27 protein-coding genes are annotated in these 25,222 nt (G+C 69.5%); 14 read left to right on the top strand and 13 right to left on the bottom strand.

Going from position 1 to position 25,222, the window contains the following annotated elements; translation table 11 throughout:
* Positions 1-10 precede the first annotated feature (10 nt).
* On the top strand, positions 11-1,471 hold the full coding sequence (locus tag IE257_RS27070; protein ID WP_189972511.1) for a glycosyltransferase family 87 protein: 1,461 nt from the start codon (positions 11-13) through the stop codon (positions 1,469-1,471).
* A 10-nt stretch (positions 1,472-1,481) separates the two neighbouring features.
* Here IE257_RS27070 and IE257_RS27065 read toward each other — a convergent pair whose 3' ends face one another.
* From IE257_RS27065 to IE257_RS27055, 3 genes are all read right to left on the bottom strand, one after another.
* Entirely contained in the window at positions 1,482-2,513 is a 1,032-nt protein-coding gene (locus IE257_RS27065; protein WP_030383941.1) for an alanine racemase, read from the bottom strand.
* 79 nt (positions 2,514-2,592) lie between these two features.
* Positions 2,593-3,711 carry a lipid II:glycine glycyltransferase FemX gene (locus IE257_RS27060; protein WP_030383942.1) on the bottom strand — a complete coding sequence of 373 codons (1,119 nt, stop codon included), beginning with the start codon at positions 3,709-3,711 and terminating at the stop codon, positions 2,593-2,595.
* A gap of 142 nt (positions 3,712-3,853) precedes the next feature.
* Complete coding sequence (locus tag IE257_RS27055) at positions 3,854-4,156, bottom strand: hypothetical protein (protein WP_030008388.1); 303 nt, start codon at positions 4,154-4,156, stop codon at positions 3,854-3,856.
* A gap of 250 nt (positions 4,157-4,406) precedes the next feature.
* On the opposite strand from IE257_RS27055, the gene rpsF reads away from it, so the two are divergent.
* The 4 genes from rpsF (at position 4,407) to rplI (ending at position 6,111) form a co-directional block, all read left to right on the top strand.
* Entirely contained in the window at positions 4,407-4,697 is a 291-nt protein-coding gene (gene rpsF, locus IE257_RS27050; protein ID WP_004950685.1) for a 30S ribosomal protein S6, read from the top strand.
* A gap of 72 nt (positions 4,698-4,769) precedes the next feature.
* Complete coding sequence (locus IE257_RS27045) at positions 4,770-5,366, top strand: single-stranded DNA-binding protein (RefSeq protein WP_053167464.1); 597 nt, start codon at positions 4,770-4,772, stop codon at positions 5,364-5,366.
* 43 nt (positions 5,367-5,409) lie between these two features.
* Positions 5,410-5,646, top strand: a complete 237-nt coding sequence (gene rpsR / locus IE257_RS27040) for a 30S ribosomal protein S18 (RefSeq protein WP_005315025.1) — start codon at positions 5,410-5,412, stop codon at positions 5,644-5,646.
* Positions 5,647-5,664: 18 nt separating this feature from the next.
* On the top strand, positions 5,665-6,111 hold the full coding sequence (gene rplI / locus IE257_RS27035) for a 50S ribosomal protein L9 (RefSeq protein ID WP_030008386.1): 447 nt from the start codon (positions 5,665-5,667) through the stop codon (positions 6,109-6,111).
* 137 nt (positions 6,112-6,248) lie between these two features.
* Here the strand turns inward: rplI and IE257_RS27030 are convergent, their stop codons facing one another.
* Positions 6,249-7,586: an MATE family efflux transporter gene (locus IE257_RS27030; protein ID WP_189972510.1), complete on the bottom strand. Its 1,338-nt coding sequence runs from the start codon at positions 7,584-7,586 to the stop codon at positions 6,249-6,251.
* A 452-nt stretch (positions 7,587-8,038) separates the two neighbouring features.
* Between IE257_RS27030 and dnaB the strand changes: the two genes are divergently transcribed.
* Positions 8,039-9,505, top strand: coding sequence for a replicative DNA helicase (gene dnaB, locus IE257_RS27025; protein WP_030755420.1), 1,467 nt, complete (start codon positions 8,039-8,041; stop codon positions 9,503-9,505).
* A gap of 9 nt (positions 9,506-9,514) precedes the next feature.
* Positions 9,515-10,900 carry a serine hydrolase domain-containing protein gene (locus IE257_RS27020; RefSeq protein ID WP_189972509.1) on the top strand — a complete coding sequence of 462 codons (1,386 nt, stop codon included), beginning with the start codon at positions 9,515-9,517 and terminating at the stop codon, positions 10,898-10,900.
* A gap of 14 nt (positions 10,901-10,914) precedes the next feature.
* Here IE257_RS27020 and IE257_RS27015 read toward each other — a convergent pair whose 3' ends face one another.
* From IE257_RS27015 to IE257_RS27005, 3 genes are read right to left on the bottom strand one after another with little or no spacing between them, the layout of a single operon-like run.
* Complete coding sequence (locus tag IE257_RS27015; protein ID WP_189972508.1) at positions 10,915-12,084, bottom strand: winged helix DNA-binding domain-containing protein; 1,170 nt, start codon at positions 12,082-12,084, stop codon at positions 10,915-10,917.
* A 57-nt stretch (positions 12,085-12,141) separates the two neighbouring features.
* Positions 12,142-12,594: a GNAT family N-acetyltransferase gene (locus IE257_RS27010; RefSeq protein ID WP_189972567.1), complete on the bottom strand. Its 453-nt coding sequence runs from the start codon at positions 12,592-12,594 to the stop codon at positions 12,142-12,144.
* A 24-nt stretch (positions 12,595-12,618) separates the two neighbouring features.
* Complete coding sequence (locus tag IE257_RS27005) at positions 12,619-13,509, bottom strand: GNAT family N-acetyltransferase (RefSeq protein ID WP_229920682.1); 891 nt, start codon at positions 13,507-13,509, stop codon at positions 12,619-12,621.
* A 165-nt stretch (positions 13,510-13,674) separates the two neighbouring features.
* Between IE257_RS27005 and IE257_RS27000 the strand changes: the two genes are divergently transcribed.
* Both IE257_RS27000 and IE257_RS26995 read left to right on the top strand, forming a co-directional pair.
* Positions 13,675-14,325 carry an HAD family hydrolase gene (locus IE257_RS27000; RefSeq protein ID WP_189972506.1) on the top strand — a complete coding sequence of 217 codons (651 nt, stop codon included), beginning with the start codon at positions 13,675-13,677 and terminating at the stop codon, positions 14,323-14,325.
* Between the two features lie 121 nt (positions 14,326-14,446).
* Positions 14,447-15,655, top strand: coding sequence for a globin domain-containing protein (locus IE257_RS26995; protein WP_189972505.1), 1,209 nt, complete (start codon positions 14,447-14,449; stop codon positions 15,653-15,655).
* A 33-nt stretch (positions 15,656-15,688) separates the two neighbouring features.
* Here IE257_RS26995 and IE257_RS26990 read toward each other — a convergent pair whose 3' ends face one another.
* The 5 genes from IE257_RS26990 to IE257_RS26970 form a co-directional block, all read right to left on the bottom strand.
* On the bottom strand, positions 15,689-16,168 hold the full coding sequence (locus tag IE257_RS26990) for an NUDIX domain-containing protein (protein ID WP_189972504.1): 480 nt from the start codon (positions 16,166-16,168) through the stop codon (positions 15,689-15,691).
* 61 nt (positions 16,169-16,229) lie between these two features.
* Complete coding sequence (locus tag IE257_RS26985; RefSeq protein ID WP_189972503.1) at positions 16,230-17,135, bottom strand: LysR family transcriptional regulator; 906 nt, start codon at positions 17,133-17,135, stop codon at positions 16,230-16,232.
* Positions 17,136-17,302: 167 nt separating this feature from the next.
* The gene (locus IE257_RS26980) at positions 17,303-18,457 is read right to left on the bottom strand and encodes a cystathionine gamma-lyase (RefSeq protein WP_189972502.1); all 1,155 of its coding nucleotides are present in this window, start codon (positions 18,455-18,457) and stop codon (positions 17,303-17,305) included.
* Complete coding sequence (locus tag IE257_RS26975; RefSeq protein ID WP_189972501.1) at positions 18,454-18,945, bottom strand: low molecular weight protein-tyrosine-phosphatase; 492 nt, start codon at positions 18,943-18,945, stop codon at positions 18,454-18,456. Before IE257_RS26975 ends, IE257_RS26980 begins: the two co-directional genes overlap by 4 nt.
* An 11-nt stretch (positions 18,946-18,956) precedes the next feature.
* Complete coding sequence (locus IE257_RS26970; RefSeq protein ID WP_189972500.1) at positions 18,957-19,337, bottom strand: phage holin family protein; 381 nt, start codon at positions 19,335-19,337, stop codon at positions 18,957-18,959.
* 89 nt (positions 19,338-19,426) lie between these two features.
* Here IE257_RS26970 and IE257_RS26965 point away from each other — a divergent pair, with 89 nt between their 5' ends.
* The 4 genes from IE257_RS26965 (at position 19,427) to IE257_RS26950 (ending at position 21,702) form a co-directional block, all read left to right on the top strand.
* A complete protein-coding gene (locus IE257_RS26965) occupies positions 19,427-19,744 on the top strand; it encodes a cupin domain-containing protein (RefSeq protein WP_189972499.1) in 318 nt (105 codons plus the stop codon).
* A gap of 143 nt (positions 19,745-19,887) precedes the next feature.
* Positions 19,888-20,115, top strand: a complete 228-nt coding sequence (locus IE257_RS26960) for a DUF5326 family protein (protein ID WP_189972498.1) — start codon at positions 19,888-19,890, stop codon at positions 20,113-20,115.
* A gap of 293 nt (positions 20,116-20,408) precedes the next feature.
* On the top strand, positions 20,409-21,155 hold the full coding sequence (locus IE257_RS26955) for an IclR family transcriptional regulator (protein WP_229920681.1): 747 nt from the start codon (positions 20,409-20,411) through the stop codon (positions 21,153-21,155).
* Between the two features lie 97 nt (positions 21,156-21,252).
* Positions 21,253-21,702 (top strand): SsgA family sporulation/cell division regulator, encoded by a 450-nt coding sequence (locus IE257_RS26950; RefSeq protein ID WP_030383960.1) that lies wholly within the window; start codon positions 21,253-21,255, stop codon positions 21,700-21,702.
* A gap of 3 nt (positions 21,703-21,705) precedes the next feature.
* Here the strand turns inward: IE257_RS26950 and IE257_RS26945 are convergent, their stop codons facing one another.
* Positions 21,706-23,172, bottom strand: a complete 1,467-nt coding sequence (locus IE257_RS26945) for a YibE/F family protein (RefSeq protein WP_229920680.1) — start codon at positions 23,170-23,172, stop codon at positions 21,706-21,708.
* A gap of 212 nt (positions 23,173-23,384) precedes the next feature.
* On the opposite strand from IE257_RS26945, the gene thiC reads away from it, so the two are divergent.
* Positions 23,385-25,172, top strand: coding sequence for a phosphomethylpyrimidine synthase ThiC (gene thiC / locus IE257_RS26940; protein ID WP_229920679.1), 1,788 nt, complete (start codon positions 23,385-23,387; stop codon positions 25,170-25,172).
* Positions 25,173-25,222 lie beyond the last annotated feature (50 nt).

Raw genomic sequence — 25,222 nt, 5'->3', positions numbered from 1 at the left:
GATGAGCCCCATGACCAAGGTGCACGAGGACCGCCCCGTACTGCCCACGCAGCAGGACGAGGTTGCCGCAGCCGGTAGTGAGCTCATCGGCGGCCCCCTGGGCCGCTACGCCAGGCTCGGCGGCCACTGGCTGGGCCCGGTCCGCGTCGTGGCCCTCATCGCCATCGGCATGTTCGCGCTCGGCATGGTCCAGAAGCTGCCCTGCTACGACTGGGCGTGGTTCCGGGGAGCCGGCTCCCAGTACACCCACGCCTGCTACTCCGACATCCCGCACCTGTACGCGGTGCGCGGGTTCGCCGACAACCTGACGCCCTACTTCGACCGGCTGCCCGGCGACATGGAGTACCTGGAGTACCCGGTCCTCACCGGGCTCTTCATGGAGATCGCCTCCTGGCTGACCCCCGGCAGCGGGTCCATGCAGCACCGCGAACAGATGTACTGGATGGTCAACGCCGGCATGCTGATGGCCTGTGCGGCCGTCATCGCCGTCTGCGTCGCCCGAACGCACCGCCGCCGCCCCTGGGACGCACTGCTCTTCGCCCTGGCGCCCGCCTTCGCCCTGACGGCGACGATCAACTGGGACCTGCTGGCCATTGCCCTGACCGCAGCCGGGATGCTCATGTGGTCCCGCGGCAGGACCCTCCTCTTCGGCATCCTCATCGGGCTCGCCACCGCCGCCAAGCTCTACCCGGTGCTGCTCCTCGGGGCACTGTTCGTGCTCTGCTGGCGAGCCGGGAAGTGGCGCGCCTTCGGCGCCGCCGTGCTCGGCGCGGCCGGAGCCTGGTTCCTGGTGAACCTGCCCGTCATGCTCTTCGCCTGGGACGGCTGGACGAAGTTCTACACCTTCAGCCAGGAACGGCCGATCGACTTCGGGTCGGTGTGGCTGCTGATCTCCCAGCGCTCGGGCAACCCCCTGGAAGGCGCGAACACGTACGCGACCGGGCTGACGCTCCTGCTCTGCGGCGCCGTCGGACTGCTCACCCTGACCGCCCCGCGGCGCCCCCGGTTCGCGCAGCTGGCCTTTCTCGTCGTCGCCGCCTTCATCCTCTGCAACAAGGTCTACTCGCCGCAGTACGTGCTGTGGCTCATCCCGCTCGCCGCGCTGGCCCGGCCGCGCTGGCGGGACTTCCTGATCTGGCAGGCCGGCGAGGTCGTCTATTTCCTCGGGATCTGGTTCTACCTGGCCTACACGTCCAGCGGCGACAAGCACCAGGGCCTGCCCGTGGAGGGCTACCAGCTGGCGATCGCCGCCCACCTGCTGACCACCCTGTACCTGTGCGCGGTCATCGTCCGGGACATCCTGATGCCCGAGCGGGACGTCGTACGGCGGGACGGCTCGGACGACCCCTCCGGTGGCGTTCTGGACGAGGCCGACGACGTGTTCGTGCTGTCGGACGCGGCGAGGGCGCCGCGATACGCGACGCCCTCGGAGGAACAGCGGGTCGCCTGGGGCACGAGCTCCCAGGACTGACCGGTCGGACTCAGGCGTCGAGCACCCGGTCGAACTGCGTGGTGGTGTGGCGCAGGTGGGCCACCAGCTCGTCGCCCACCTTCGGCTCGGTCGCGTCCGAAGGCACGAAGAGGATCGACACCTGCATGTGCGGCGGCTCCGCGAACCAGCGCTGCTTGCCCGCCCACACGAAGGGCGAAAGGTTCCGGTTGACCGTGGCCAGGCCGGCCCGGGCGACACCCTTGGCTCGCGGCATCACACCGTGGAGCGCCTTGGGGGCCTCCAGTCCCACGCCGTGCGAGGTACCACCGGCGACCACGACCAGCCAGCCGTCGGAGGCGGCCTTCTGCTGGCGGTAGCCGAACCGGTCGCCCTTGGCCACGCGCGTGACGTCGAGTACCGCGCCGCGGTACTCGGTGGCCTCGTGGTCGCCCAGCCACAGCCGGGTCCCGATGCGCGCCCGGAAGCGGGTCTGCGGGAACTGCTGCTGCAGCCGCGCGAGTTCCTCGGCCCGCAGGTGGCTGACGAACATGGTGTGCAGCGGCAGCCGGGCCGCGCGCAGCCGGTCCATCCAGCCGATGACCTCCTCGACGGCGTCCGAGCCGTCCGGGCGGTCCAGAGGCAGGTGGAGGGCGAAGCCCTCCAAGCGGACATCCTCGATCGCGGCGTGCAGCTGGCCGAGGTCCTGCTCGGAGATTCCGTGGCGGCGCATCGAGCTCATGCACTCGATGACCACCCGGGCCCCCACCAGACCCCGCACCCCGTCCAGCGAGGCGACCGAGCGGATGACCCGGTCGGGCAGCGGAACCGGGTCCTCGCCCCGCCGGAACGGGGTGAGGACGAGCAGGTCGCCGCCGAACCAGTCCTTGATGCTGGCGGCCTCGTACGTCGTTCCCACGGCCAGGATGTCGGCGCCCATGCGGGTCGCCTCCTCGCAGAGCCGCTCATGGCCGAAGCCGTAGCCGTTGCCCTTGCAGACCGGGATCAGTCCGGGGAATCGGTCCTGGATCTGCTTCTGGTGCGCACGCCAGCGCGCGGTGTCGACGTAGAGCGTGAGCGCCATGCCCGTCCGGAACCTCTCCTGAGAAGCTGCGTGGTGCAGCGGTGCTGTCTGTCTGTGTGTGGGGCGGGGTGCTGCCGGGTCAGCGGCGCGACATGTAGATGTCGAGGGCCTTGTGCAGCACCTTGTTGAGCGGGAAGTCCCACTCGCCGACGTACTCCACGGCCTCGCCGCCGGTGCCGACCTTGAACTGGATCAGACCGAACAAGTGGTCGTTCTCGTCCAGCGTGTCAGAGATGCCGCGCAGGTCGTAGACGCTTGCGCCGAGGGCGTACGAGTCGCGCAGCATGCGCCACTGCATCGCGTTCGAGGGGCGGACCTCGCGCTTGTGGTTGGCCGAGGCGCCGTACGAGTACCAGACGTGCTGGCCGACGGTGAGCATCGTGGCGGCGGCCAGCGGCTCTCCCTCGTGCGTGGCGATGTAGAGGCGCATCCGGTTGGGGTCCTCGGAGTTGAGGGCCGTCCACTGGCGCTGGAAGTAGCTGAGCGGACGCGGGCGAAACTTGTCGCGCTCGGCCGTGATCTCGTACAGGTGCTGCCAGGTCGGCAGGTCGTCGTAGCCGCCCTGGACGACCTCGACGCCGGCCTTCTCGGCCTTCTTGATGTTGCGGCGCCACAGCTGGTTGAAGCCCTTGAGGACGTCGTCCAGGGAGCGGTTGGCCAGCGGTACCTGGAACACGTAGCGGGGCTGGACGTCACCGAAGCCGGCGCCGCCGTCCTCGGCCTGCTGCCAGCCCATGCGGCGCAGCTTGTCCGACACCTCGAAGGCGCGGGGCTCGATGACGGAGGCCTCCACGTCGCGCAGGCGCTTCACGTTCGGGTCCTGGATACCGGCCTTGATGGCGGTCGAGTTCCAGCGACGGATGACGACGGGCGGGCCCATCTTCACGGTGAAGGCGCCCTGCTGCTTGAGGTGGGCCAGCATCGGCTGGAGCCACTCCTCCAGGTTCGGGGCGTACCAGTTGATGACCGGGCCCTCGGGCAGGTACGCGAGGTACCGCTTCACCTTGGGCAGCTGCCGGTACAGCACGAGGGCCGCTCCGACGAGTTCGTCGGACTCGTTGAACCATCCGAGGTTCTCGGAACGCCACTCGTTCTTCACGTCGGCCCACGCCGGGACCTGGCAGTGGCTCGCCGAGGGCAGGCTCTGGAGGTAACCCAGATGCTGCTCTCGGCTGATGGTCCTCAGGGACAGGCTCATGCGGGGCGTCTCCTCCGGCGGCTTCGCTGGCTATGGCGCGAAGCCTACTGCGACAAGGGCGCCACCCTTCTGGGGGACGGGCCGTGGGCCCGGGCCGGTGCACGTCCGGCGCCCTGCCGCGGAGGTGTCCCGCTCCGACCGGTCAGCCCCCGAAGAGGCCGCCGTGGAACATGCCGAGGTAGAAGCCGATGGCAGACGCACCAAGGCCGATGATCAGCGCGAAGCGCTCGCGTGTCGTGACGGAGACGAACTGTCCGTACGCGCCGGTCAGGATGCCGATCAGCCCTGCCCACGAGCTGATCAGGTGCAGGTTGTGGAAGAAGGCCGTGACGAACGCCACGGCGCCGAGGGTCAGAGTGACCGCCATCAGGGTGTCCTGCAGCGGGTGGGGCTTGCCGTCGGTGGACAGCAGGGAGATCTGAGGGGGCCGCATTGCCTGTGCCATCGGAAGGCACCTCCTGGCTGAAGCTGGCGGTGCTGCGGGCTGCCTCCGGCAAGGGGCCGAGGGCATAGCACCGAGCACACCCGATGGATACAGATTGTGGCCCTCTCCCGCCGGATTTCAACCGGAAGGACGTGAGCAGGTAGTCTGTACAGCTGCGCGGTGTCTGCTCTGCGGACGCCGTGCTTACGCATCACGACCCTCCTGCCACGGAACGACCGTGGCCGCTGAGTCCAAAGGAGGTGGGTTCCACATGCGTCACTACGAAGTGATGGTCATCCTCGACCCCGATCTCGAGGAGCGCGCTGTCTCCCCGCTGATCGAGAACTTCCTTTCTGTCGTCCGTGAGGGCAACGGAAAGGTCGAGAAGGTCGACACCTGGGGCCGTCGTCGTCTCGCTTACGAGATCAAGAAGAAGCCCGAGGGCATCTACTCGGTCATCGACCTTCAGGCCGAGCCTGCGGTCGTCAAGGAGCTTGACCGACAGATGAACCTGAACGAGTCGGTTCTCCGGACCAAGGTCCTTCGCCCCGAGACCCACTGAACTTCGGTTCAGCGGTAATCGGGATCGAGTAGCACAGCAGCCCAGCAGCAATCCCCGCCGAGAGGTTCATCCATGGCAGGCGAGACCGTCATCACGGTCGTCGGCAATCTCGTCGACGACCCCGAGCTGCGCTTCACCCCCTCGGGTGCGGCGGTCGCGAAGTTCCGTGTCGCGTCCACCCCCCGCACCTTCGACCGTCAGACCAATGAGTGGAAGGACGGCGAGAGCCTGTTCCTGACCTGCTCGGTGTGGCGGCAGGCGGCGGAGAACGTCGCCGAGTCCCTCCAGCGAGGCATGCGCGTCATCGTGCAGGGCCGGCTGAGGCAGCGGTCGTACGAGGACCGTGAGGGTGTCAAGCGCACGGTCTACGAGCTGGACGTCGAGGAAGTCGGCCCCAGCCTGAAGAACGCCACGGCCAAGGTCACCAAGACCACCGGTCGCGGTGGCCAGGGTGGATACGGCGGCGGCGGTCAGCAGCAGGGCGGCGGCGGTGGCAACTGGGGCGGAGCCCCTGGTGGCCAGCCGCAGCAGGGCGGCGGAGCTCCCTCCGACGACCCGTGGGCGTCCAGCGCGCCGGCCGGTGGCCAGCAGCAGGGCGGCGGCGGGGGCGGTTGGGGCGGAAGCTCCGGCGGCTCCGGCGGTGGCTACTCGGACGAGCCGCCCTTCTAGGGCAGCTCGCATCCCCACTTCTTGATCACACAGGAGAGACACAATGGCGAAGCCGCCTGTGCGCAAGCCTAAGAAGAAGGTCTGCGCATTCTGCAAGGACAAGACCGCGTACGTGGACTACAAGGACACGAACATGCTGCGGAAGTTCATTTCCGACCGCGGCAAGATCCGTGCCCGCCGCGTTACCGGCAACTGCACGCAGCACCAGCGTGACGTCGCCACGGCCGTCAAGAACAGCCGTGAGATGGCACTGCTGCCCTACACGTCCACCGCGCGATAAGGAAAGGGTGACCGACTAATGAAGATCATCCTGACCCACGAGGTTTCTGGCCTCGGTGCCGCCGGCGATGTCGTCGACGTCAAGGACGGTTACGCTCGCAACTACCTGGTCCCGCGTGGTTTCGCGATCCGCTGGACCAAGGGTGGCGAGAAGGACGTGGCGCAGATCCGCCGCGCCCGCAAGATCCACGAGATCGCGACCATCGAGCAGGCCAACGAGGTCAAGGCCAAGCTCGAGGGTGTGAAGGTCCGTCTGGCCACCCGCGCGGGTGACGCCGGTCGTCTCTTCGGTTCCGTGACCCCGGCCGACATCGCCACGGCGATCGAGTCCTCGGGCGGCCCGAAGGTCGACAAGCGCCGCGTCGAGCTCGGCTCCCCGATCAAGACCCTCGGTTCGTACCAGGTCTCCGTGCGTCTGCACGCCGACGTGGCCGCGAACGTGGGCATCGAGGTCGTCGCCGCCTAAGGGCTGCGCACGAAGGGCCGCACCCCACTGGGGTGCGGCCCTTCGTCGTTGTCGGCGGTGTTTCACGTGAAACACCGCGGAGCCGGTCCCGATGTTTCACGTGAAACACACCCTGGACGGCCCGCTGCCCGGACGCCCTAGCGGGTGGCCCCCGTGATGAGCCACCGCCCCGAGCCGACGCGCAGTCGGAGGGTGACCATCCGGACCACCATCATCAGCGTCATGGCCCACCAGAGCGCCGTCAGGCCACCGCCGAGGGCGGGCACGAGCAATGCGACGGGGGCGAACACGGCGAGCGTCAGGAGCATCGCCCGGGCCAGGTAGCGGCCGTCCCCCGCACCCATGAGGACGCCGTCGAGCACGAAGACGATGCCGGAGACGGGCTGGGAGAGGGCCACGACCAGCAGGCCGGGCAGCAATGCTGCCTCGACCGCCGGATCACTGGTGAACAGCGGAATGAACACGGGGCGGGCCAGGACGACCAGCAGCCCGAGTACGACACCCGTGGCGATCCCCCACTGCACCATGCGGCGGCAGACAGCCTTGGCACCCTCGGTATCAGCCGCTCCGAGGTAGCGGCCGATGATCGCCTGTCCGGCGATCGCGATGGCGTCCAGAGCGAAGGCGAGCAGGCTCCACAGCGAGAGCAGGATCTGATGGGCGGCGATGTCGGCGTCGCCGAGCCGGGCGGCCACTGCGGTCGCGATCAGCAGGATGGCGCGCAACGACAGGGTGCGCACCAGCAGGGGCGCGCCGGCATGGGCGCAGGCCCGGATCCCCGTGGCGTCGGGTCGCAGCGAGGCGCCGTGCCGTCGGGCTCCGCGTACGACCACGAACAGGTAGGCGGCGGCCATGGCGCACTGGGCGAGGACAGTGCCCCAGGCGGAGCCGGCGATCCCGAAGCCCGCACCGTAGACGAGGGCGACGTTCAGGCCCGCGTTGAGGGCGAAGCCGCCGATGGCGACGTAGAGCGGCGTACGGGTGTCCTGGAGGCCGCGGATGACTCCGGTGGCGGCCAGCACCATGAGCATGGCCGGGATGCCGAGGGCGGAGATCCGCAGATAGGTCAGCGCGTACGGAGCGACGGTGTCGGACGCCCCGAAGAGCGATATCAGGGAGGGGGCCGCAGGCAGCACCACGGCGACGACCGCCGCGCCCAGCAGGAGGGCGAGCCAGATGCCGTCGATCCCCTGCCGGATGGCCGCCTGGAGGTCTCCCGCGCCGACGCGGCGGGAGACGGCCGCGGTGGTGGCGTAGGCGAGGAAGACGAAGACGCTCACGGCGGTGGTGAGTACCGCGGCGGCGATGCCGAGGCCGGCCAGCTGGGGGGTGCCGAGGTGCCCCACGATGGCGCTGTCGGCCATCACGAAGAGGGGCTCGGCGACGAGGGCACCGAAGGCGGGGAGGGCGAGCGTGAAGATCTCTCGGTCGTGCCGTCCCCGCCCTGCCTTGGGTGCTGCGAGGGCCTGTGTCATGCGCTCAATCTAATCTTCCACAGGTAATGGATGCAACCGCTCTAGGATCCTTACCTGCCTGTCGACCGGGGCCTTCTGTGCACCTCGTTGGAGGCGATCTCGAGACAGTGGCCAAGAATTTTCTCCACTCCCTTCCCGGGAGAAGGAAAATGCAGGTCAGGTGGGGTGTAAGGGTGTCGCGGGTGATTTTGTCCACAGCGTCGTCCCCCGGTCCGTGCACAGCTTCCGGCGACTTACCCACAGCATTGGCGCCGTCATCCACATGTCATCCACAGACCCTGTGGATAACAAGATTGGCTGACGCCGCTCCCGGGCCTACCGTGGTTCGTTGCCCGACTCGCCGACGGCGGATTCGGGTGCCCCAAATGTCAGAGCCGTGTCGTAGAAAGAGTGACACGGCGAGGTCCGCGTAGCGGACGGGAGGAGGCGGCCCGGTGAGCATGCCCGAGCCCATGGACGACCCCTGGGCCGACAGCGGTCCGGGTGACCGTCTGCCCGCCCGTTCGCGCCGTAACAGTGAAGGCCGCGGCCGCGGGGACGAACAGCACGACCGGGGCCGCGAGGGCGGCTCCTGGGACTCCGGCGGGGGTGGCGGCTTCGAGCGCGTCCCTCCGCAGGACCTCGATGCCGAGCAGTCGGTGCTCGGCGGCATGCTGCTGTCCAAGGACGCCATCGCGGACGTCGTCGAGGTCCTCAAGGGCCACGACTTCTACCGGCCCTCGCACGAGACGATCTACCAGGCCATTCTCGACCTGTATGCCAAGGGCGAGCCGGCCGACCCGATCACCGTCGGCGCCGAGCTGACCCGGCGCGGCGAGATCAGCAAGGTGGGCGGGGCCTCGTACCTGCACACCCTGGTCCAGTCCGTCCCGACGGCGGCGAACGCCGAGTACTACGCGGAGATCGTCCACGAGCGGGCCGTCCTGCGCCGCCTCGTCGCGGCCGGTACGAAGATCACGCAGATGGGCTACGCGGCCGACGGCGACGTCGACGAGATCGTCAACAGCGCCCAGGCCGAGATCTACGCCGTCACCGAGCAGCGGACCTCCGAGGACTACCTGCCGCTCGGCGACATCATGGAGGGCGCCCTCGACGAGATCGAGGCGATCGGCTCGCGCAGCGGCCAGATGTCGGGCGTCCCCACCGGCTTCACCGACCTGGACTCGCTGACCAACGGTCTGCACCCGGGTCAGATGATCGTCATCGCCGCCCGTCCCGCCATGGGTAAGTCCACGCTCGCCCTGGACTTCGCCCGGGCCTGCTCCATCAAGAGCAACCTGCCGAGCGTGATCTTCTCCCTCGAAATGGGGCGCAATGAGATCGCCATGCGCCTGCTCTCGGCGGAGGCTCGGGTGGCGCTCCACCACATGCGCTCCGGCACGATGACGGACGACGACTGGACCCGGCTGGCCCGCCGGATGCCGGACGTCTCGGCCGCGCCGCTCTACATCGACGACTCCCCCAACCTGTCGATGATGGAGATCCGGGCCAAGTGCCGCCGGCTCAAGCAGCGCAACGACCTCTCGCTCGTGGTCATCGACTACCTCCAGCTGATGCAGTCGGGCGGTTCGCGCCGTCCCGAGAGCCGCCAGCAGGAGGTCTCGGACATGTCCCGAAACCTCAAGCTGCTGGCGAAGGAGCTCGAGGTCCCCGTGATCGCGCTCTCCCAGCTGAACCGTGGTCCGGAGCAACGCACCGACAAGAAGCCGATGGTCTCCGACCTGCGTGAATCGGGCTCCATCGAGCAGGACGCCGACATGGTGATCCTGCTGCACCGCGAGGACGCGTACGAGAAGGAGTCCCCCCGCGCAGGTGAGGCGGACCTGATCGTCGCGAAGCACCGTAACGGCCCCACGGCCACGATCACGGTGGCCTTCCAGGGCCACTATTCACGCTTCGTGGACATGGCCAACACGTAGCATCCGATCATGGATGAGCTTGCTGGGGACCTGGAACTTCTCCCTTCCACGCGGCGCGCGCTGCGGCACAGGATCGCCGTCGCGCAGAGCGAAGGGCGGGCGCCTTCCGTGGTGGCGGCCGTCCTGCGCGGTGGCGAGGTGGTCTGGGAGGGCTCCCGGACCTCGGTCGAAGGGCACGGTCCGGACGGCGACGTCCAGTACAGGATCGGGTCGATCACGAAGACCTTCACGGCGGTCCTCGTGATGAGGCTGCGGGACGAGGGCCTGCTCTCGCTCACGGACCCCCTGGACAAGCACCTGCCGGGCACCGGCGCCGGCGGGGTGACCGTCGCGCAACTGCTTTCCCACACAGGCGGATTGGCGGCGGAGACGCCCGGGGAGTGGTGGGAGCGCACCCCCGGTGAGCAGCGGCCCGGCCTCGCCGACGTGCTGGGGGAGGAGCCGTTCAAGGTCACCCCGGGAAGTAGGCACCACTATTCCAACCCCGGTTACACCCTGCTGGGTTCGCTGGTCGAGGCGGTGCGCGGAAAGCCCTGGGAAGAGGTGCTGCGGGCCGAGGTACTGGAACCCCTGGGGCTGGAGCGTACGAGCGGACTGCCGCAGGCCCCGCACGCGGGCGGCTGGGCGGTGCATCCCTGGGCGGACGTGATGATGCCCGAGCCGCTGGAGGACCTGGGTCTCATGGCCGCCGCCGGCCGGCTGTGGTCCACGACGCTGGACCTGGCGCGGTTCGCCGACTTCCTCCTGCGGGGTGACGAGCGGGTCCTGTGCGCCGAGTCCGTACGGGAGATGCGCACGGCGGCCGCTCCCCCGGAGCCCGGCCTCGCCGAGATGGGCTACGGATTGGGCATGCAGCTGATGGCCGTCGGCGCCCGCCGGCTCGTGGGGCACAGCGGATCGCTGCCCGGCTTCGTTGCGGGCCTGTGGCTGAGCGAGGCCGACGACGTGGCGGCCGTGGTGCTGGCGAACTGCACGTCGGGGCTGCCGGCCTCGACGGTGGCCGCGGATCTCGTGGGGATCGTGGCGGATGCCGAGCCGCGCTTCCCGCGGCCCTGGCGGCCGTTCCTGGAGTCGGACCGGGTGCCGCTGGAGGTGTGCGGCCCCTGGTACTGGGGAACTTCGGCCCAGGTGGTGCGCCTGGGGGCGGACGGACTGCTGGAGCTGGGACCGGTGGGCGCGACCGGGCGCACGGCTCGCTTCCGGGCCGAGCCGGACGGCACCTGGACCGGGCTCTCCGGCTACTACGCCGGCGAGACGCTCCGCGCGGTGCGGCGTGAGGACGGCTCGGTGAGCCATCTCGACCTGGCGTCCTTCGTGTTCACCCGTGAGCCGTACGATGCCGACGCCCCGGTGCCCGGCGGGGTGGACCCGCAGGGCTGGCGGGGCATCGGCTGACGGCCCGGGCGGGTTCAGGCGACGAGTTCCCGCTCCAGCGGGGTGCGGAAGCGCGGGGTGATCCGGGCGGCGCCCACCCATGCGGCGAGCCGGGAGGCCTCGGCGGTGATCGCCCGTTCGGCGGCGCGGCCGGGGGCGGCCAGCAGCCGCCAGACGATCTCGCCGTCGGGGCGCTGTGCCCAGCCGCCGACGATCTCGCCGTTCCACCACACGGTGGGGCCGATGTTGCCCGCGTAGTCGAACAGGGCGCTTCGGTGGGCGGGGTCGAGGTGGAAACCGCGGTCGGCCCAGCCCATGGCGGTGGGGTCGAGGCCGGGCAGCAGGGCGGCCCAGGGTTCGGGGGCGGGTTCGGGTGCGGTGTCCCCGGGGCTGACGAGGGCGGTGGTGCCGTCCTCGAGGCGGACCTGGTCGGGTCCCACGGCGGCGAGGGCCTTGCGGGTGTCCGTGAGGGTCCACCCGGTCCACCACTTGAGGTCGGCCTCGGTGGCGGGGCCGTAGGCGTGGAGCCAGCGGCGGGCGATCTCCGCACGGGACTCGGCGACGGGCAGGGCGGGCCAGGGCTCGGTGTGGACCCAGCGGTACTGGCTGGAGGTCCAGGAGCCGCGCGGCCGGTCGCGGCGGATCCGTCCGTCGGCGGCGAGCAGCCGGATGACCCGCGTCGCCACCCCCTGCTCGGTCTCGTACTTCTTGCCGCGGCCGATGGTGATCTTCTGCCGGAGCGCGGGTACGGCGGCGGACAACTGGCCCCCGGTGGAGGGCCCGTGGGTGTCGAGGGCGTCGAGTACGGCGGTCTCGGCCCGGGCCAGCCACGCGGCGTCGAGCCCCTGTCCGTCCTCGTCGAGGTGCTTGAGGAGGGTACGGCGTTCCTTCACGGCGATCGCGCGGGCGGTGGAGCAGTCCACGTGCGGGGCGAGTTCGGCAGAGACCGCGAAGAGCGTGTTGCGCATGCTGAGCAGGCGGACCAGGCTTACGTCCTCGTAGAGCGCCCGCTCGATCAGGTCCGGGCCGCCTTCGGTGAGCCGGGCCCGGGCCGAGAGGAAGACGGTCGCGGCATCCGTGGCGTGCAGGGCGACGACGGAGTCAGCAGCCTCCGCCACTGTCGCTGCGCGGGCCGACGGAGCGAGGCGGTGGCGTCGGCCGAGCCGATGGCGTCGCTCGGCGGTGGTGACGAGAGGGAGACTCATCCTCCCGATCGTAGGCCGGGCCGCCGACACGGCGGCCCGGCTTGCCGGAACGATCGGTCAGAGCTGGAGCTTGAACCCGACGTGCGAGGCGGAGAACCCGAGCCGTTCGTAGAAGCGGTGGGCGTCGGTCCGGGTCACGTCCGAAGTCAGCTGTACGAGCGAGCAGTTCTCGCTGCGGGATTTCTCGACGGCCCAGTCGATGAAGCGGGTGCCCAGACCGCTGCCGCGCTCTTCGGCGTGTACGCGGACGCCCTCGATGATGGAGCGGGTGGCTCCCTTCCGGGAGAGTCCCGGGACGATCGTCAGCTGGAGGGTGCCCACGACACGGTCGGCGCGGACGGCGACGACCACGTGCTGGTTCGGATCGTCGGTGAGGCGCTTCAGGGCCGTGAGGTACGGGGCGAGGTCGTCCGGGGACTCACGGGTGGCGCCGAGCGGGTCGTCTGCCAGCATGGCGACGATGGCGGGTACATCGGCCGCGGTCGCGGGCCGGATCGTCAGCTCGGGAATGTCGGTCACGATGGCGTGCTCCTCTCAGCCCGCGGCCACGGTGAGCGGCGCCCAACGGCGGGTCCAGTCGCCCGGCAGGCCGGGGATGTCTCGGGTCATCACGGTGTTGAAGGCCACGGAGGCCAGTCCGCGGTCCTTGAGCCAGGCGAGGAGTTCCTCGTGCCGTACGTCGACGTCGGTGCGCAGCACCCGGTCGGTGCCCCGGGCGAGCGCGGTGACCAGCGACTGGGCGGTCGCAGTGTCCTGGGCGATCAGTGGGCCGATGACCTGGGTGTCCAGATTGGGCCAGGCCGCCGCATAGCCGGTGAGCTCGCTGCCCGAAGGTTCCTCGGCGACGACCAGACGGTCGGCGAAGGCCGGGAGCCGGGTGATCATGTGCGTTCGGTCGGTGCCGAAGATCTCCGCGTCCAGACGCAGGATGCGGGGGAGGTCCTCGGCGTTGGCCGGTCGGACCCGAGCGGTGCCGTAGGTGCCGGGGGTGCCCTCGTGCGTGAAGGTGCCCATCAGCATCTCGGCGCGTCCGGTCGTCTCGAAGCCCAGCTCCTCGTAGAGGGGGCGACCGTACGGGGTGGCGTGCAGGGTGAGAGGGACGCCCTTGAGTACGTCGTTGCAGACGTGGGTCATCAGACGGCGGCCCAGGCCCTGGCGGGCGAAGCGGTCGGCCACGAGGACCATCCCGATGGCGGCGAGCTCAGGTCCGGCATGCGTGGTGCCGTACCGGGTGACGACACAGGAGGCCGCGAGCCCCTGGCCGTCCGGGGCATCGATGCCGTAGCCGGTTCCGGCGGCGAGGAGCAGACGCCACTTGTGGTCCTCGCGCAGCCATCCGCGATCTTCGGACAGGTCGGCGCAGCGGTGGAGATCGTCCACGGTCAGCGCCCGGATCGGTAGATCGGTGATGTGTGGTGGTGTCACCGGCCCAGACTGGATCATGGACCGGGAGTCGTCCAGAGGATTTGGGGTGGATGTTCAGGCCGATGTTTCACGTGAAACATCGGATGCGCCGCCTCGGGCCGCCGGCCGGTGTTTCACGTGAAACACGGTGTTTCGCGTGAAACGGACCGACTAGCCTCATGGGCTATGACTCTCCTGCACCTCTTCGATCTCGACGGGACGCTGATGTACGGCTCGGCGGCGCCGGTCGAAATCTCCCGGCAGCTCGGGCTGAGCGCCGAGATCGCCGAGCTGGAACGGGCCTTCGGTGCACAGAAGATGGGGCCGCACCAGTTCTCGGTGGCCGCTCACGCTCTGTGGGCCGAGCTGACGCCCGCGCACGTGCGGGCCGCGTTCGACGCGGCCCCCTGGCTCACCGGCATCCGGGATGTGTGGCAGGAGATCCGGGACCGCGGGGACTACTGCGCCGTGATCTCGCTGTCGCCCTCCTTCTTCGTTGAGCTGCTGCTGGAATGGGGTGCGCACGCCGCACACGGGTCGGTCTTCCCGGAGGTGCCCTTCACGCGGCCCGTGGAGGAGTCCGGGATCCTGACGCCCGAGGGCAAGGTCATGGTGGCGGATCGGCTCTGCACGGAGTTCGGTGTGAGCCGGAGCGACTGCGTCGCGTACGGGGATTCGGTGACCGACGCGATGCTCTTCGACGTGGTGCCGGTCTCGGTGGCGGTCAATGCGCGGCCTTTTCTGGCCGAGCGAGCGACCCATGTCTACGAGGGTCGTGATTTGCGCGAGGCATACCAGCTTGTAGGGCTGACGCGCCCGGGAGTTGACGCATCTTAGGAGGAAAGTGGGTTCGAAACGCGGACTTTCCGCGTTTCCCCGCAGGCCTCTGAGTCGGCTGGCACGCTGTGAAACCCGGAACCACGGATTCACAGGCCGTGGCGTGTGCAGACCGACCGAGATGCTCGAAGCGAGGCACCGCATGGACGCTCCGCCCACCAGATCGGCCAGACGCGAACCGGCCCGGATACCCGGCGGGGGCGGCGCGACCGAGCCCTCGCCGGATGCCGTGCTCATCCGCCGGACCCTCGCGGAGATCGCCCCCGTCGCCGACAGGGTGACCTCGTACTTCTACGCTCTGGTGTTCACCGGGCACCCGGAAGTACGCGGCATGTTCCCCGCAGCCATGGACGTCCAGCGCGACCGGCTGCTGAAGGCGCTGCTCACCGCCGCCGAGCACATCGACAACCCTGACGTACTCGTGCCCTACCTTCGCCGGCTGGGCACGGGGCACCGCAAGTACGGCACCATGGCCGGTCACTATCCGGCGGTGGGCGAGGCTCTCGTCGCAGCACTGGCCCGGTACGCGCACAGCAGCTGGGGCCCGGAGACGCAAGCCGCGTGGGTGCGGGCGTACACGGCGATCTCCCAGATCATGATCGACGCGGCGGCGGAGGACGAGGTGAAGGCTCCCGCGTGGTGGCATGCGGAGGTGGTCTCCCACGATCTGCGCACCCCGGACATCGCGGTGCTGACCGTCCGCCCCGATCAGCCCTACGCCTTCGTGGCCGGCCAGTACGCGAGCCTGGAGACCCCGTGGTGGCCGCGGGTGTGGCGGCACTACTCCTTCGCCTCGGCCCCGCGCGCCGACGGACTGCTGTCCTTCCACGTCAAGGCCGTCCCCGCGGGGTGGGTGTCCAACGCGCTGGTGCGCCACGCCCGCCCAGGGGACGTACTGCGCCTGGGACCGCCGGCCGGGTCGATGGTGGTGGACCACTCGACGGACAACGGCATGCTGTGCCTCGGCGGGGGCACCGGGATCGCTCCGATCAAGGCACTGATCGAGGACGTGGCCGAACACGGTGAGCGGCGGCCGGTGGAGGTGTTCTTCGGGGCCCGCAGCGACAACGATCTGTACGACAAGGACACCCTGCTGGGTCTCCAGCGCTCGCACCCGTGGCTGTCGGTGCGCCCGGTGGTCGGTGACGGACTGGCCGGTCAGCTGCCGCAGGCGGTGGGCGAACACGGCCCGTGGAGCTCGTACGACGCCTTCATCTCGGGTCCGCCGGCGATGATCCGCAACGGGGTGGACGAGCTCCTGCGGATCGGCATTCCCTGTGAGCGGATCCGGCACGACGCGGTCGAGGAGCTGGCGGGCATCGCCGGCTGAGACCGGACGGCAGCCTCCGGTCTCAGCCCGCTCTCAGCCCAGGTCGGGGGCGTGCATGGCGCGTACTCCCTCGATGTTGCCGTCGAGGTAGTGCCGCAGGGACAGCGGGACGAGATGGACGGCGGCGATGCCCACCCGGCTGAAGGGCACGCGGACGATCTCGTACTCGCCCTCGGGCTGGTCGACTTCGGGGCCGTGCCGGAGGTTCGGGTCCATGGATTCGAGGCGACAGACGAAGAAGTGCTGCACCTTCACGCCGGTCACCCCCCGCTCGGCGATGTGCTCGACGGTGTCGACGAAGCAGGGCACCACATCGGTGATCTTCGCGCCGAGTTCTTCGTGGACCTCCCGGTGGAGAGCATCGACGACGGTGGAGTCCGAGGGCTCCACTCCCCCGCCGGGGGTGAGCCAGTACGGATCGACGCCGGGCCTGGTGCGTTTGATGAGGATCAGGTCGTCACCGTCGAGCAGGATCGCGCGGGCGGTGCGTTTGACCACGGGACGTTCGGTCATGGGAGAAGAGTGGCCCGCCACTCCACTTCTGAAACGCGCCACGGGCCGGAAATGAAGGGGCTCACCAGTGCACGGCGGCTTCGAGCAGCCGGTCGTGAGCCCGGGCGAGGTGGGAGAGGGCCAGGCTCCCGGTCCGTACGACCAGGAACCAGGTGCGCAGCGGCGGCACCGCGGGCTCCGCCAGCGCGACGATCCGACCGCTGTCGAGGGCCTCCTGGCACAGGTAGCGGGGCAGGACGGCGAGCCCGGCACCGGCCCGGACGCATTCCAGCACGGCCCGCAGGTCGGGCACGACCACGGTGGCGGCCAGGGACCGGGCATCGGGCAGGGTGTCGAAGACGGCGGCCCAGTACCGGGTGACGAGCGGCAGGCTCTCGTGGACCTCGACGAGCGGGATGCCCTCCAGGGCGGCGGGACCCTCCGCGCGCAGCCGGTCCCTGTCGACGAGTGCGGCCCAGTAGTGCGCGGCGACCAGGACGTGCTCCTCGTCGCACAGCGGGGTCGCGGAGAAGAGACCGCCCCGCGGATGGGCGGTGGTGACGACGAGGTCGTGATGGCCCGCGGCGAGCCCGTCGAGGGTCGCCTCGGCGTCGGTCTGCGGGGCGGCGCGCAGGGTGTGGCCCTGGCCGACGAGGAGCGCGAGGGCGGGTAGTACGCGCAGGCACAGGAACTCGGGAGATCCGGCGACGAGGAGCGTGCGTAACGCGCCGGCGGCCTCCCGCTCGGTCTCGGTGATCCGCAACAGGGCGTCGAGGTGCGGAGCCGCCTTGTGGGCCAGCTCGTCACCGATGGCGGTGGGAGTGACGCCACGCGCCCGGCGGTGGAAGAGGGGCCGCCCCAACTGGCGCTCCAGCGTGCGGATCTGCGAGGTCACGGCCGGCTGGGACAGTCCGAGGAGGCTGGCGGCCCGCGTGAACGAGCCGGCCCGGTGGACGGCGACGAAGGTGCGCAGCAGGGTCAGGTCCATCGCTGCACCTCTCGGTGGGGGCCTTCAACTATAAATATGCAGATAGGTCCCTGTCGTTACCGTGATTGGACTCTGACGCAGGGGCAATTAGCCTTGTCGCGTGGTTCTTCGCGCGCGGAACCAGGGGCGGTCCGAGCCACTAGGGGGGAGGCTCGGACCGCTTTTCCCTAGGCGCCCGCGTGGTCGAGGGCGCGCAGCACGTCCGCGACGAGGTCCTCGGTGTCCTCGGCTCCGGCGGAGAAGCGGATGAAGCCCTCCGGCACGGCGTCGCCGCCCCACCGTCCGCGCCGCTCGGCGGTGGACCGTACCCCGCCGAAACTCGTGGCGTCCTCGACCAGCTGCAGAGCGGCCATGAAGCGCTCCGCGTGCGCGCGGTCGGGCAGCGTGAAGGAGACCACCGAGCCGAAGCCGCGCATCTGCCGGGCCGCCGTCTTGTGGGAGCGGTCCGTGGCCAGCCCCGGGTAGCGCAGCCCGCTCACGTCGGAGCGGTGCGTCAACGCCTCGGCGACGGCCAGTGCGTTGGCCCACTGGCGCTGGGCGCGCAGCTGGATCGTGGCGAGGGAGCGGTGGGCGAGCCAGGCCTCCATGGGGCCCGGGATCGCACCGACGATCTTGCGCCACCGCCGGACGCGGGCGGCGAGCTCCGGATCACGGCACACGACGTAGCCGAGCAGGACGTCCCCGTGGCCGGTGAGGCCCTTGGTGCCGCTCGCCACCGAGAAGTCCGCCCCCAGCTCCAGGGGGCGCTGCCCGAGCGGGGTGGCCAGGGTGTTGTCGACGGCGACCAGGGTCCCGCCGGCGTGTGCCGCGTCCACGAGGCGGCGTACGTCGCACACGTCCAGGCCGGGATTGGACGGGGTCTCGATCCACAGCAGCCGGGCCCCGTCGAGGGCCGCGAGCTGACCGTCGTCACCGGTCGGCGCGGTGCGCACGTGGATCCCGTACGCCTCCAGCTGCTCCCGCAGCAGCGGCAGCGCCTGGTAGCCGTCGTCGGGCAGCACCACGGTGTCGCCGGTGTGCGCCTGGGAGAGGAGGACTGCGGAGACCGCCGCCATGCCGGAGGCGAAGACGATGGTGTGCGCGTCCTCGCCGGGAGCCTCCAGTTCCCCGATGGCCCGTTCCAGCAGGGTCCAGGTGGGGTTGGTGTCGCGGCCGTAGGCGTACGGGCCTTCGACATCGCCCGGGAGGTGGAAGTGGGCGGCGAAGACGGGTCCGGGCAGTGGCGGCTCGTTCTTGACGGCCGCGGGCAGTCCGGCCCGGACGGCCCGGGTGCCGTCGCCGAGAGCGGCCTGTCCGGACTCCTGGGGGGCGTAGTCGTTCACGCGGTGTGCTCCTTCATGGCATCACGTACGGCATCCAGCAGACCGGGGCTCGCGGCCTCGACCAGCTCCAGGCACTCCTCGAACCCGTCGAGCGGCCCGTAGTAGGGATCCGGTACGTCGGTCTCCGCGGCCGTGGCCGCCGGATCGTAGGACCGCAGCAGCCGCACCTTTGCGGCGTCCTGCGCAGTGGGAGCGAGTGCCCGGAGGTCCCGCTGGTGCCTGGCGTCGAGCGCGATGACGAGGTCCAGGCGGGCGAACCAGGAGGAGCGGAACTGGCGGGCCCGGTGGTCCTGTTCGTAGCCGGCCGCCTCCAGGACGGCGATGGTGCGGGAATCGGCCCCGTCCCCCTCGTGCCAGCCGCCGGTTCCGGCGCTGTCCACTTCGACCAGGGCATCCAGCCCGGCCGTCGCCACGTGGGCGCGGAAGACGGCCTCGGCCATGGGGGAGCGGCATATGTTGCCCGTGCAGACGAAGCAGACGCGGTACATGTCCGACCCGTTCAGTTCTTTTCGGGCAGGACCATGTTCACGGCCCAGGAGACGATGGAGATGATCAGGCCGCCGAGGATCGCGGTCCAGAAGCCGTCGACGTGGAAGCTGAGGTCCAGCTGGGTGGCCAGCCAGGAGGTCAGCAGCAGCATCAGGGCGTTCACGACGAGGGTGAACAGGCCCAGGGTCAGCACGAACAGCGGCAGTGAGAACAGCTTCACCACCGGCTTGACGAGCAGGTTGACCAGGCCGAAGACCAGTGCGACAAGGATCAGGGTGAGCGTCCGGCGCCCCGTGCTGCTGCCGTCGTCGAGGGTGATACCGGAAAGCAGCCAGATGGCGACGGCCAGGGCCGCCGCATTGGCGAGCGTCTTGACTACGAAATTCGTCATGTGTCTGATCGTGGCAGAGAAGATCCCGGTGGGACATCCGCAGATCAGCGGATGCGAAGGAACGATCGAGTACAAGGGGCGCAACGACGATGAAAGCCTTCCGGCTTGACGAGCTCGAAGCGGAGCGGGCCGCCAACGACGGCGCCTACCTGCAGTTCCTGCGCGAGCGGAACATGTCGGTCGGGCTGTACGCGCTCGACGCCGGACAGATCGATCCGCAGCTGCCGCACCGGCAGGACGAGGTGTATTTCGTCGTCAGCGGGCGGGCCTCGATCACGGTCGGGGAGGAGACGGGGACCGTGGCGCGCGGCAGTGTCGTCTACGTCCCGGCCGGCGTCCCGCACAAGTTCCACCACATCACCGAGGACCTGAAGGTGATGGTGGTGTTCTCCCCGCCGGAGAGCTGAGCGGCACGGGCGGATGAGGGTCGCTGCCCCGATCCCCCTAAGGGGCGGATCAGGGGACTCCGGGGGCTCGCGGGCCCCGATCCGTGTCCGTGGACTCCTAGCATCGGGAGCAGGAAGTCACGGACGAGGAAGAGGTCGAGGACATGGACGGCATCCGACAGATATTCGCAGGTATGCCCTGGTGGGTTAAGTGGGTCGCGGTTCCGTTGCTGGCGCTCTTCGTCTTCGGCGGTGTGATCACCAGCATCCTGGGCGCGTTGATCGGGTTCGTCTTCAAGCTGCTCCTCTTCGTCGGTCTCGTCAGCGGCCTGGTCTTCGTCGTGAAGAAGTTCAGCGGCAGCGGATCGAAGTCCTCCTCCGGAGAGTGGTAGACGGGAGGGGGCCGGGGTTCCGGGATTGAGCCAGGTGAGGGAACGTGACTCGCCAAACGGCTCACATCCCCGGAATCGGTGGATAGAGTGGCAATCTGTGCCGTTCCCTGGGCACCGAAAGCCGGTACCGCCGCTCCGACCTGCCGCCCTGACCTGCGGCGATGAAAACGAGCCGCCGAGTACGACCCCCAGGGGCCACGGCACGCGCGGGGGCGGCCCCCGCAGGGCGGGCCTCCCCAACGGCTCGCCGCCACGCCTGGGGGTGAGCTTTGTCTCCGGTTCACAATGCCGGTGTGCCGACTCTGATCGGTTCGGTGCAGCGCGCGCTGAGGCTGCTCGAAGCGGCGGGGTCCCATAGCGAGGGAGCCCCGGCGAAACAGCTGGCGCGCGAGGCCGGGCTCCCGCTTCCCACCGCGTACCACCTGCTGCGCACCCTCACGCACGAGGGCTATCTGCACAGGGCGGGAGGAGTCTTCGTACTGGGCGAGGCCGCGGGTCGGCTCGCCGGTGGGGGACTACAGCAGAAACGTCGCAGCATGATCCTCGACTCCCTCGCGCACTTCCGCGACGCGGTCGGGGCCCCCGTCTACTTCGCGGTCTACCGCGAGGGTGAGATCGAGGTCGTGGGTGTCTCGGACACTCCGGCCAGCCCGGCCTGCGAGGAGTGGGCCGACTTCCGTGCGACCGGCCATGCGCACGCCATCGGACAGTGCCTGCTCGGGCAGCTCGACGAGAAGACGCGCCAGGACTACTACGACCGCCATCCGGTCGAGCCCATCACCCCTTATACGGTGCGCGATCAACGGTCCCTGGAAAACCGGATCGCGGCGCTCGGGCGAATGCAACCGGTGATCGAACGCCAGGAATATGCCCTTGGCATCATCTGCGCGGCCATCCCCATTACGGCCGGCGATACGGCCGCGACGATGGCTATTTCTCTACCCCTCCACCAAGAAGAACGATTGCTCTATGTAGTCGATCGGCTACGGAGTGAAGTAGGCGCGCTGTTGAGCACCCTCTCGTTCTCTATCAGTATCTGAAAACTCACTCCTTGTGATCTGCTACCGCTTCCACCACTCTTGTCAAGTGGGTCCTGGGGGATCATTCCTGGCCACTTCAACTACAGCGGGGTAGTCAATGCGCGAGTCGGTACAGGCAGAGGTCATGATGAGCTTCCTCGTTTCCGAGGAGCTCTCGTTCCGGATTCCGGTGGAACTCCGGTACGACGCACGCGACCCCTACGCAGTCCGCCTGACCTTCCACCTTCCCGGAGATGCGCCCGTGACCTGGGCGTTCGGTCGGGAACTTCTCCTCGACGGCATCAACAAGCCATGCGGTGACGGCGATGTGCACATCGCCCCCACCCACCCCGAAGATCTGTCCGACGTCCACATCCGGCTCCAGGTCGGCGGCGACCGGGCCCTGTTCCGGGCCAGCGCGGCGCCGCTCGTCGCGTTCCTCGACCGCACCGACCGGATCGTTCCGCTCGGACAGGAGCGGAACCTGGGCGACTTCGAGGAGAACCTCGACGAGGCCCTCGTCAAGATCCTCGCCGAATCGCACCAGAACGAGCAGAACGCCGGCTGACCTTCAGCGCTTGCGCCGCCGGCCCCGGCCGCGGACCGGCCCTGTGGCCGGGACGCCGGCCGGGGATCCCGGTCGGTCGGCAGAAACCACCAGCGCGGCCAGCGCCGTCGTCACGGGGACCGAGGCCACCAGCCCGATCGAGCCCACGAGGGTCCGTACGATCTCCTCCGCAACCAGCTCGCTGTTGGCCACCGAACCCATGCTGCTGTTCGCGATCGAGAACAGCAGGAGCAGGGGCAGTGCGGCACCCGCATAGGCCAGCACCAGGGTGTTGACCACCGACGCGATGTGGTCACGGCCGATCCTGATGGCCGCCCGGTAGAGGGCTCGCGGCCCCATCGACGGGTCCGCCTGGCGCAGTTCCCACACCGCCGAGGTCTGGGTGACCGTCACGTCGTCGAGTACGCCGAGCGATCCGATAATCACGCCTGCGAGCAGCAAACCGCTCATGTCGATGTCCGGGTACAGCCCGTGGATCAGCCCGGTGTTGTCATCGGTGTTGCCACTGAGGAACGCCCAGTCGATGAACCCCGAGCCGAGTAGCCCGATCAGCAACAGCGAGACGAGCGTGCCGAGAACGGCCACCGAGGTACGGGCGGTCAGCCCGTGGCACATGTAGAGCGCGATCAGCATGATCGCGCTCGCCCCGATCACCGCGACCACCAGCGGGTTCGAACCCTGCAGGATGGCCGGGAGGATGAAGAGGGTCAGCACGCCGAAGCTGACCACCAGCGCGATCAGCGCGAACAGCCCGCGCATCCGTCCGACCACGACGACCGCGACCGCGAAGATGCCGGCCAGCAGCGCCATCGGCAGCTTGCGGTTCACGTCGATCACCGAGTACTGGAGGTCGCGCGGGGCATCCGGCGCGTACGCCACCACCACCTCCTGGCCGTCCTCCAACTGCCGTGGCGCACCGGGCTGGACGATCTCCACGAAGGTGCGGCCCTTGTCCGGGCCGCTGGTGACCTCGACAGTGGCCTTCTTGCACTCGCCGGTCTGCTCGGCCTGCGCCTGGCGGCCCGAGGGCGTGGAAGGAGCCGCGGTCGTCGGTACCTGGGCGGCGTTCACGGACTTGCAGTCGACCTGTTCGAGCGAGGTGACCACACCCTGCTGGGTCTGCCGGTCGAAGCCCACCCCGCTGCGCTCGTGGTCGGGGGCGCCGCCCGGCCAGAGCACCGCCATGCCGACGAAGACGGCGGCCGCGAAGGGGATCAGTACGGCCGCGATGACCTTGCGCAGGTGCTTCGAGACGGGGGCGGCCGGCCCGTGACCGTGGCTGTGGCCGTGGGCATGCCCCGCCGAGGAGTGCCCGCCGGAATGACCGCCGGGCTGCCCCGGCGAGTCTCCGGCGGACTGCCCGGGGCTCCCGTGCTCGTGGCCGTCGTGCTCGTGGCCGTCGTGGCCGTCGTGGCCGTTGTGGCCACGGGTCTCTGTGGGCTCGGTGGGGGGCTGCAGCGAGGGCGTCACCAGCAGATCATCGCAAGAGATGAGGGGGCCCACTGTTCAGCACGCCATGGATGACGCTAGCGTGGGGGCACCTTTGCACAACGCGGGAGCTCGGAGCACCGGGCTGAGAGGACGCTGATCACCGTACGAGCATCACGGATGCGTACGGGAAGAGGCTGCGTCGACCGCCGAACCTGTTACCGGGTAATGCCGGCGTAGGGAGATCAGGTCTCATGACCATTCAGGATGCACGCACGCCTGCCGTCAGCCAGGACGCCGACGACCGGACCGAGCGCCAGCCCGGCTGGCACAAGGGATACCTGGCGGGCTCCCGGCCCGACCTCCGGGTGCCGGTCCGCCAGGTCCACCTCACCAACGGCAAGGACGTGACGCTCTACGACACGTCCGGCCCGTACACCGACCCGCAGATCGAGACCGACGTCCGCCGCGGCCTCGCGCCGCTGCGCGAGAACTGGATCATCAGCCGCGGTGACACCGAGGAGTACGCGGGTCGCCCCGTGCGACCCGAGGACGACGGCATCAAGCACACCTCGCCGCGCGGCGGCCTCAAGAACCTCGACGCCGTCTTCCCGGGTCGCCCCCGGCAACCCCGCCGCGGCCGGGGCGGCGCCGCCGTCACGCAGCTCGCGTACGCCCGCCGCGGTGAGATCACCCCGGAGATGGAGTACGTCGCGATCCGCGAGAACGTCTCCCCCGAGGTCGTTCGCGAGGAGATCGCCGCAGGTCGCGCGGTGCTTCCGGCGAACGTGAACCACCCCGAGATCGAGCCGATGATCATCGGCAAGCGCTTCCTGGTGAAGGTCAACGCCAACATCGGGAACTCCGCGGTCACCTCCTCCATCGAGGAGGAGGTCGACAAGATGACCTGGGCGACCAAGTGGGGCGCCGACACGGTCATGGACCTCTCGACCGGCCGCAACATCCACACCACCCGCGAGTGGGTGCTGCGCAACTCCCCCGTCCCGATCGGCACCGTGCCGCTCTACCAGGCGCTGGAGAAGGTCGACGGTCGCGCCGAGGACCTGACCTGGGAGATCTACAAGGACACGGTCATCGAGCAGGCCGAGCAGGGCGTCGACTACATGACGGTCCACGCCGGCGTGCTGCTGCCCTATGTGCCGCTGACCGCCCGCCGCAAGACCGGCATCGTCTCGCGCGGCGGCTCGATCATGGCCGCGTGGTGCCTGGCGCACCACAAGGAGAACTTCCTCTACACGAACTTCGAGGAGCTCTGCGACATCCTCGCGACGTACGACGTCACGTACTCCCTCGGCGACGGCCTGCGCCCCGGCTCGATCGCCGACGCCAACGACGCGGCCCAGTTCGCCGAGCTGAAGACGCTGGGCGAGCTGAACACGATCGCCAAGCGGCACAACGTCCAGACGATGATCGAGGGCCCGGGCCACGTCCCGATGCACAAGATCAAGGAGAACATCGACCTCCAGCAGGAGATCTGCGAGGAGGCGCCGTTCTACACGCTCGGCCCGCTGACCACGGACGTCGCGCCCGCGTACGACCACATCACCTCGGGCATCGGCGCTGCGATGATCGCCTGGTGGGGCACCGCGATGCTCTGCTACGTCACGCCCAAGGAGCACCTGGGCCTGCCCAACCGCGACGACGTCAAGACCGGCGTCATCACGTACAAGATCGCGGCGCACGCCGCCGACCTGGCCAAGGGCCACCCGGGCGCGCAGGAGTGGGACGACGCCCTGTCCGACGCGCGGTTCGAGTTCCGCTGGGAGGACCAGTTCAACCTGGCCCTCGACCCGGACACGGCCCGCGAGTTCCACGACGAGACCCTCCCGGCCGAGCCGGCCAAGACCGCGCACTTCTGCTCCATGTGCGGTCCGAAGTTCTGCTCGATGAAGATCTCGCAGGACATCCGCCGTGAGCACGGTGGTGACCTGAAGGCCGAGGAGATCCAGGCGGGCATGGCCGAGAAGTCCGCCGAGTTCGCGGCTTCGGGCAGCCGCGTCTACCTGCCGATCGCCGACTGAGCGCGGGAGCGACACAGGACGGACCCGCGACCCATGGGGGGAGCCGCGGG

Source organism: Streptomyces avidinii, assembly GCF_014650695.1.
Classification (GTDB): Bacteria; Actinomycetota; Actinomycetes; order Streptomycetales; family Streptomycetaceae; genus Streptomyces; species Streptomyces avidinii.
Note: the sequence above shows the minus strand (reverse complement) of the source record. Positions and strands in the feature narration are given on the sequence as shown.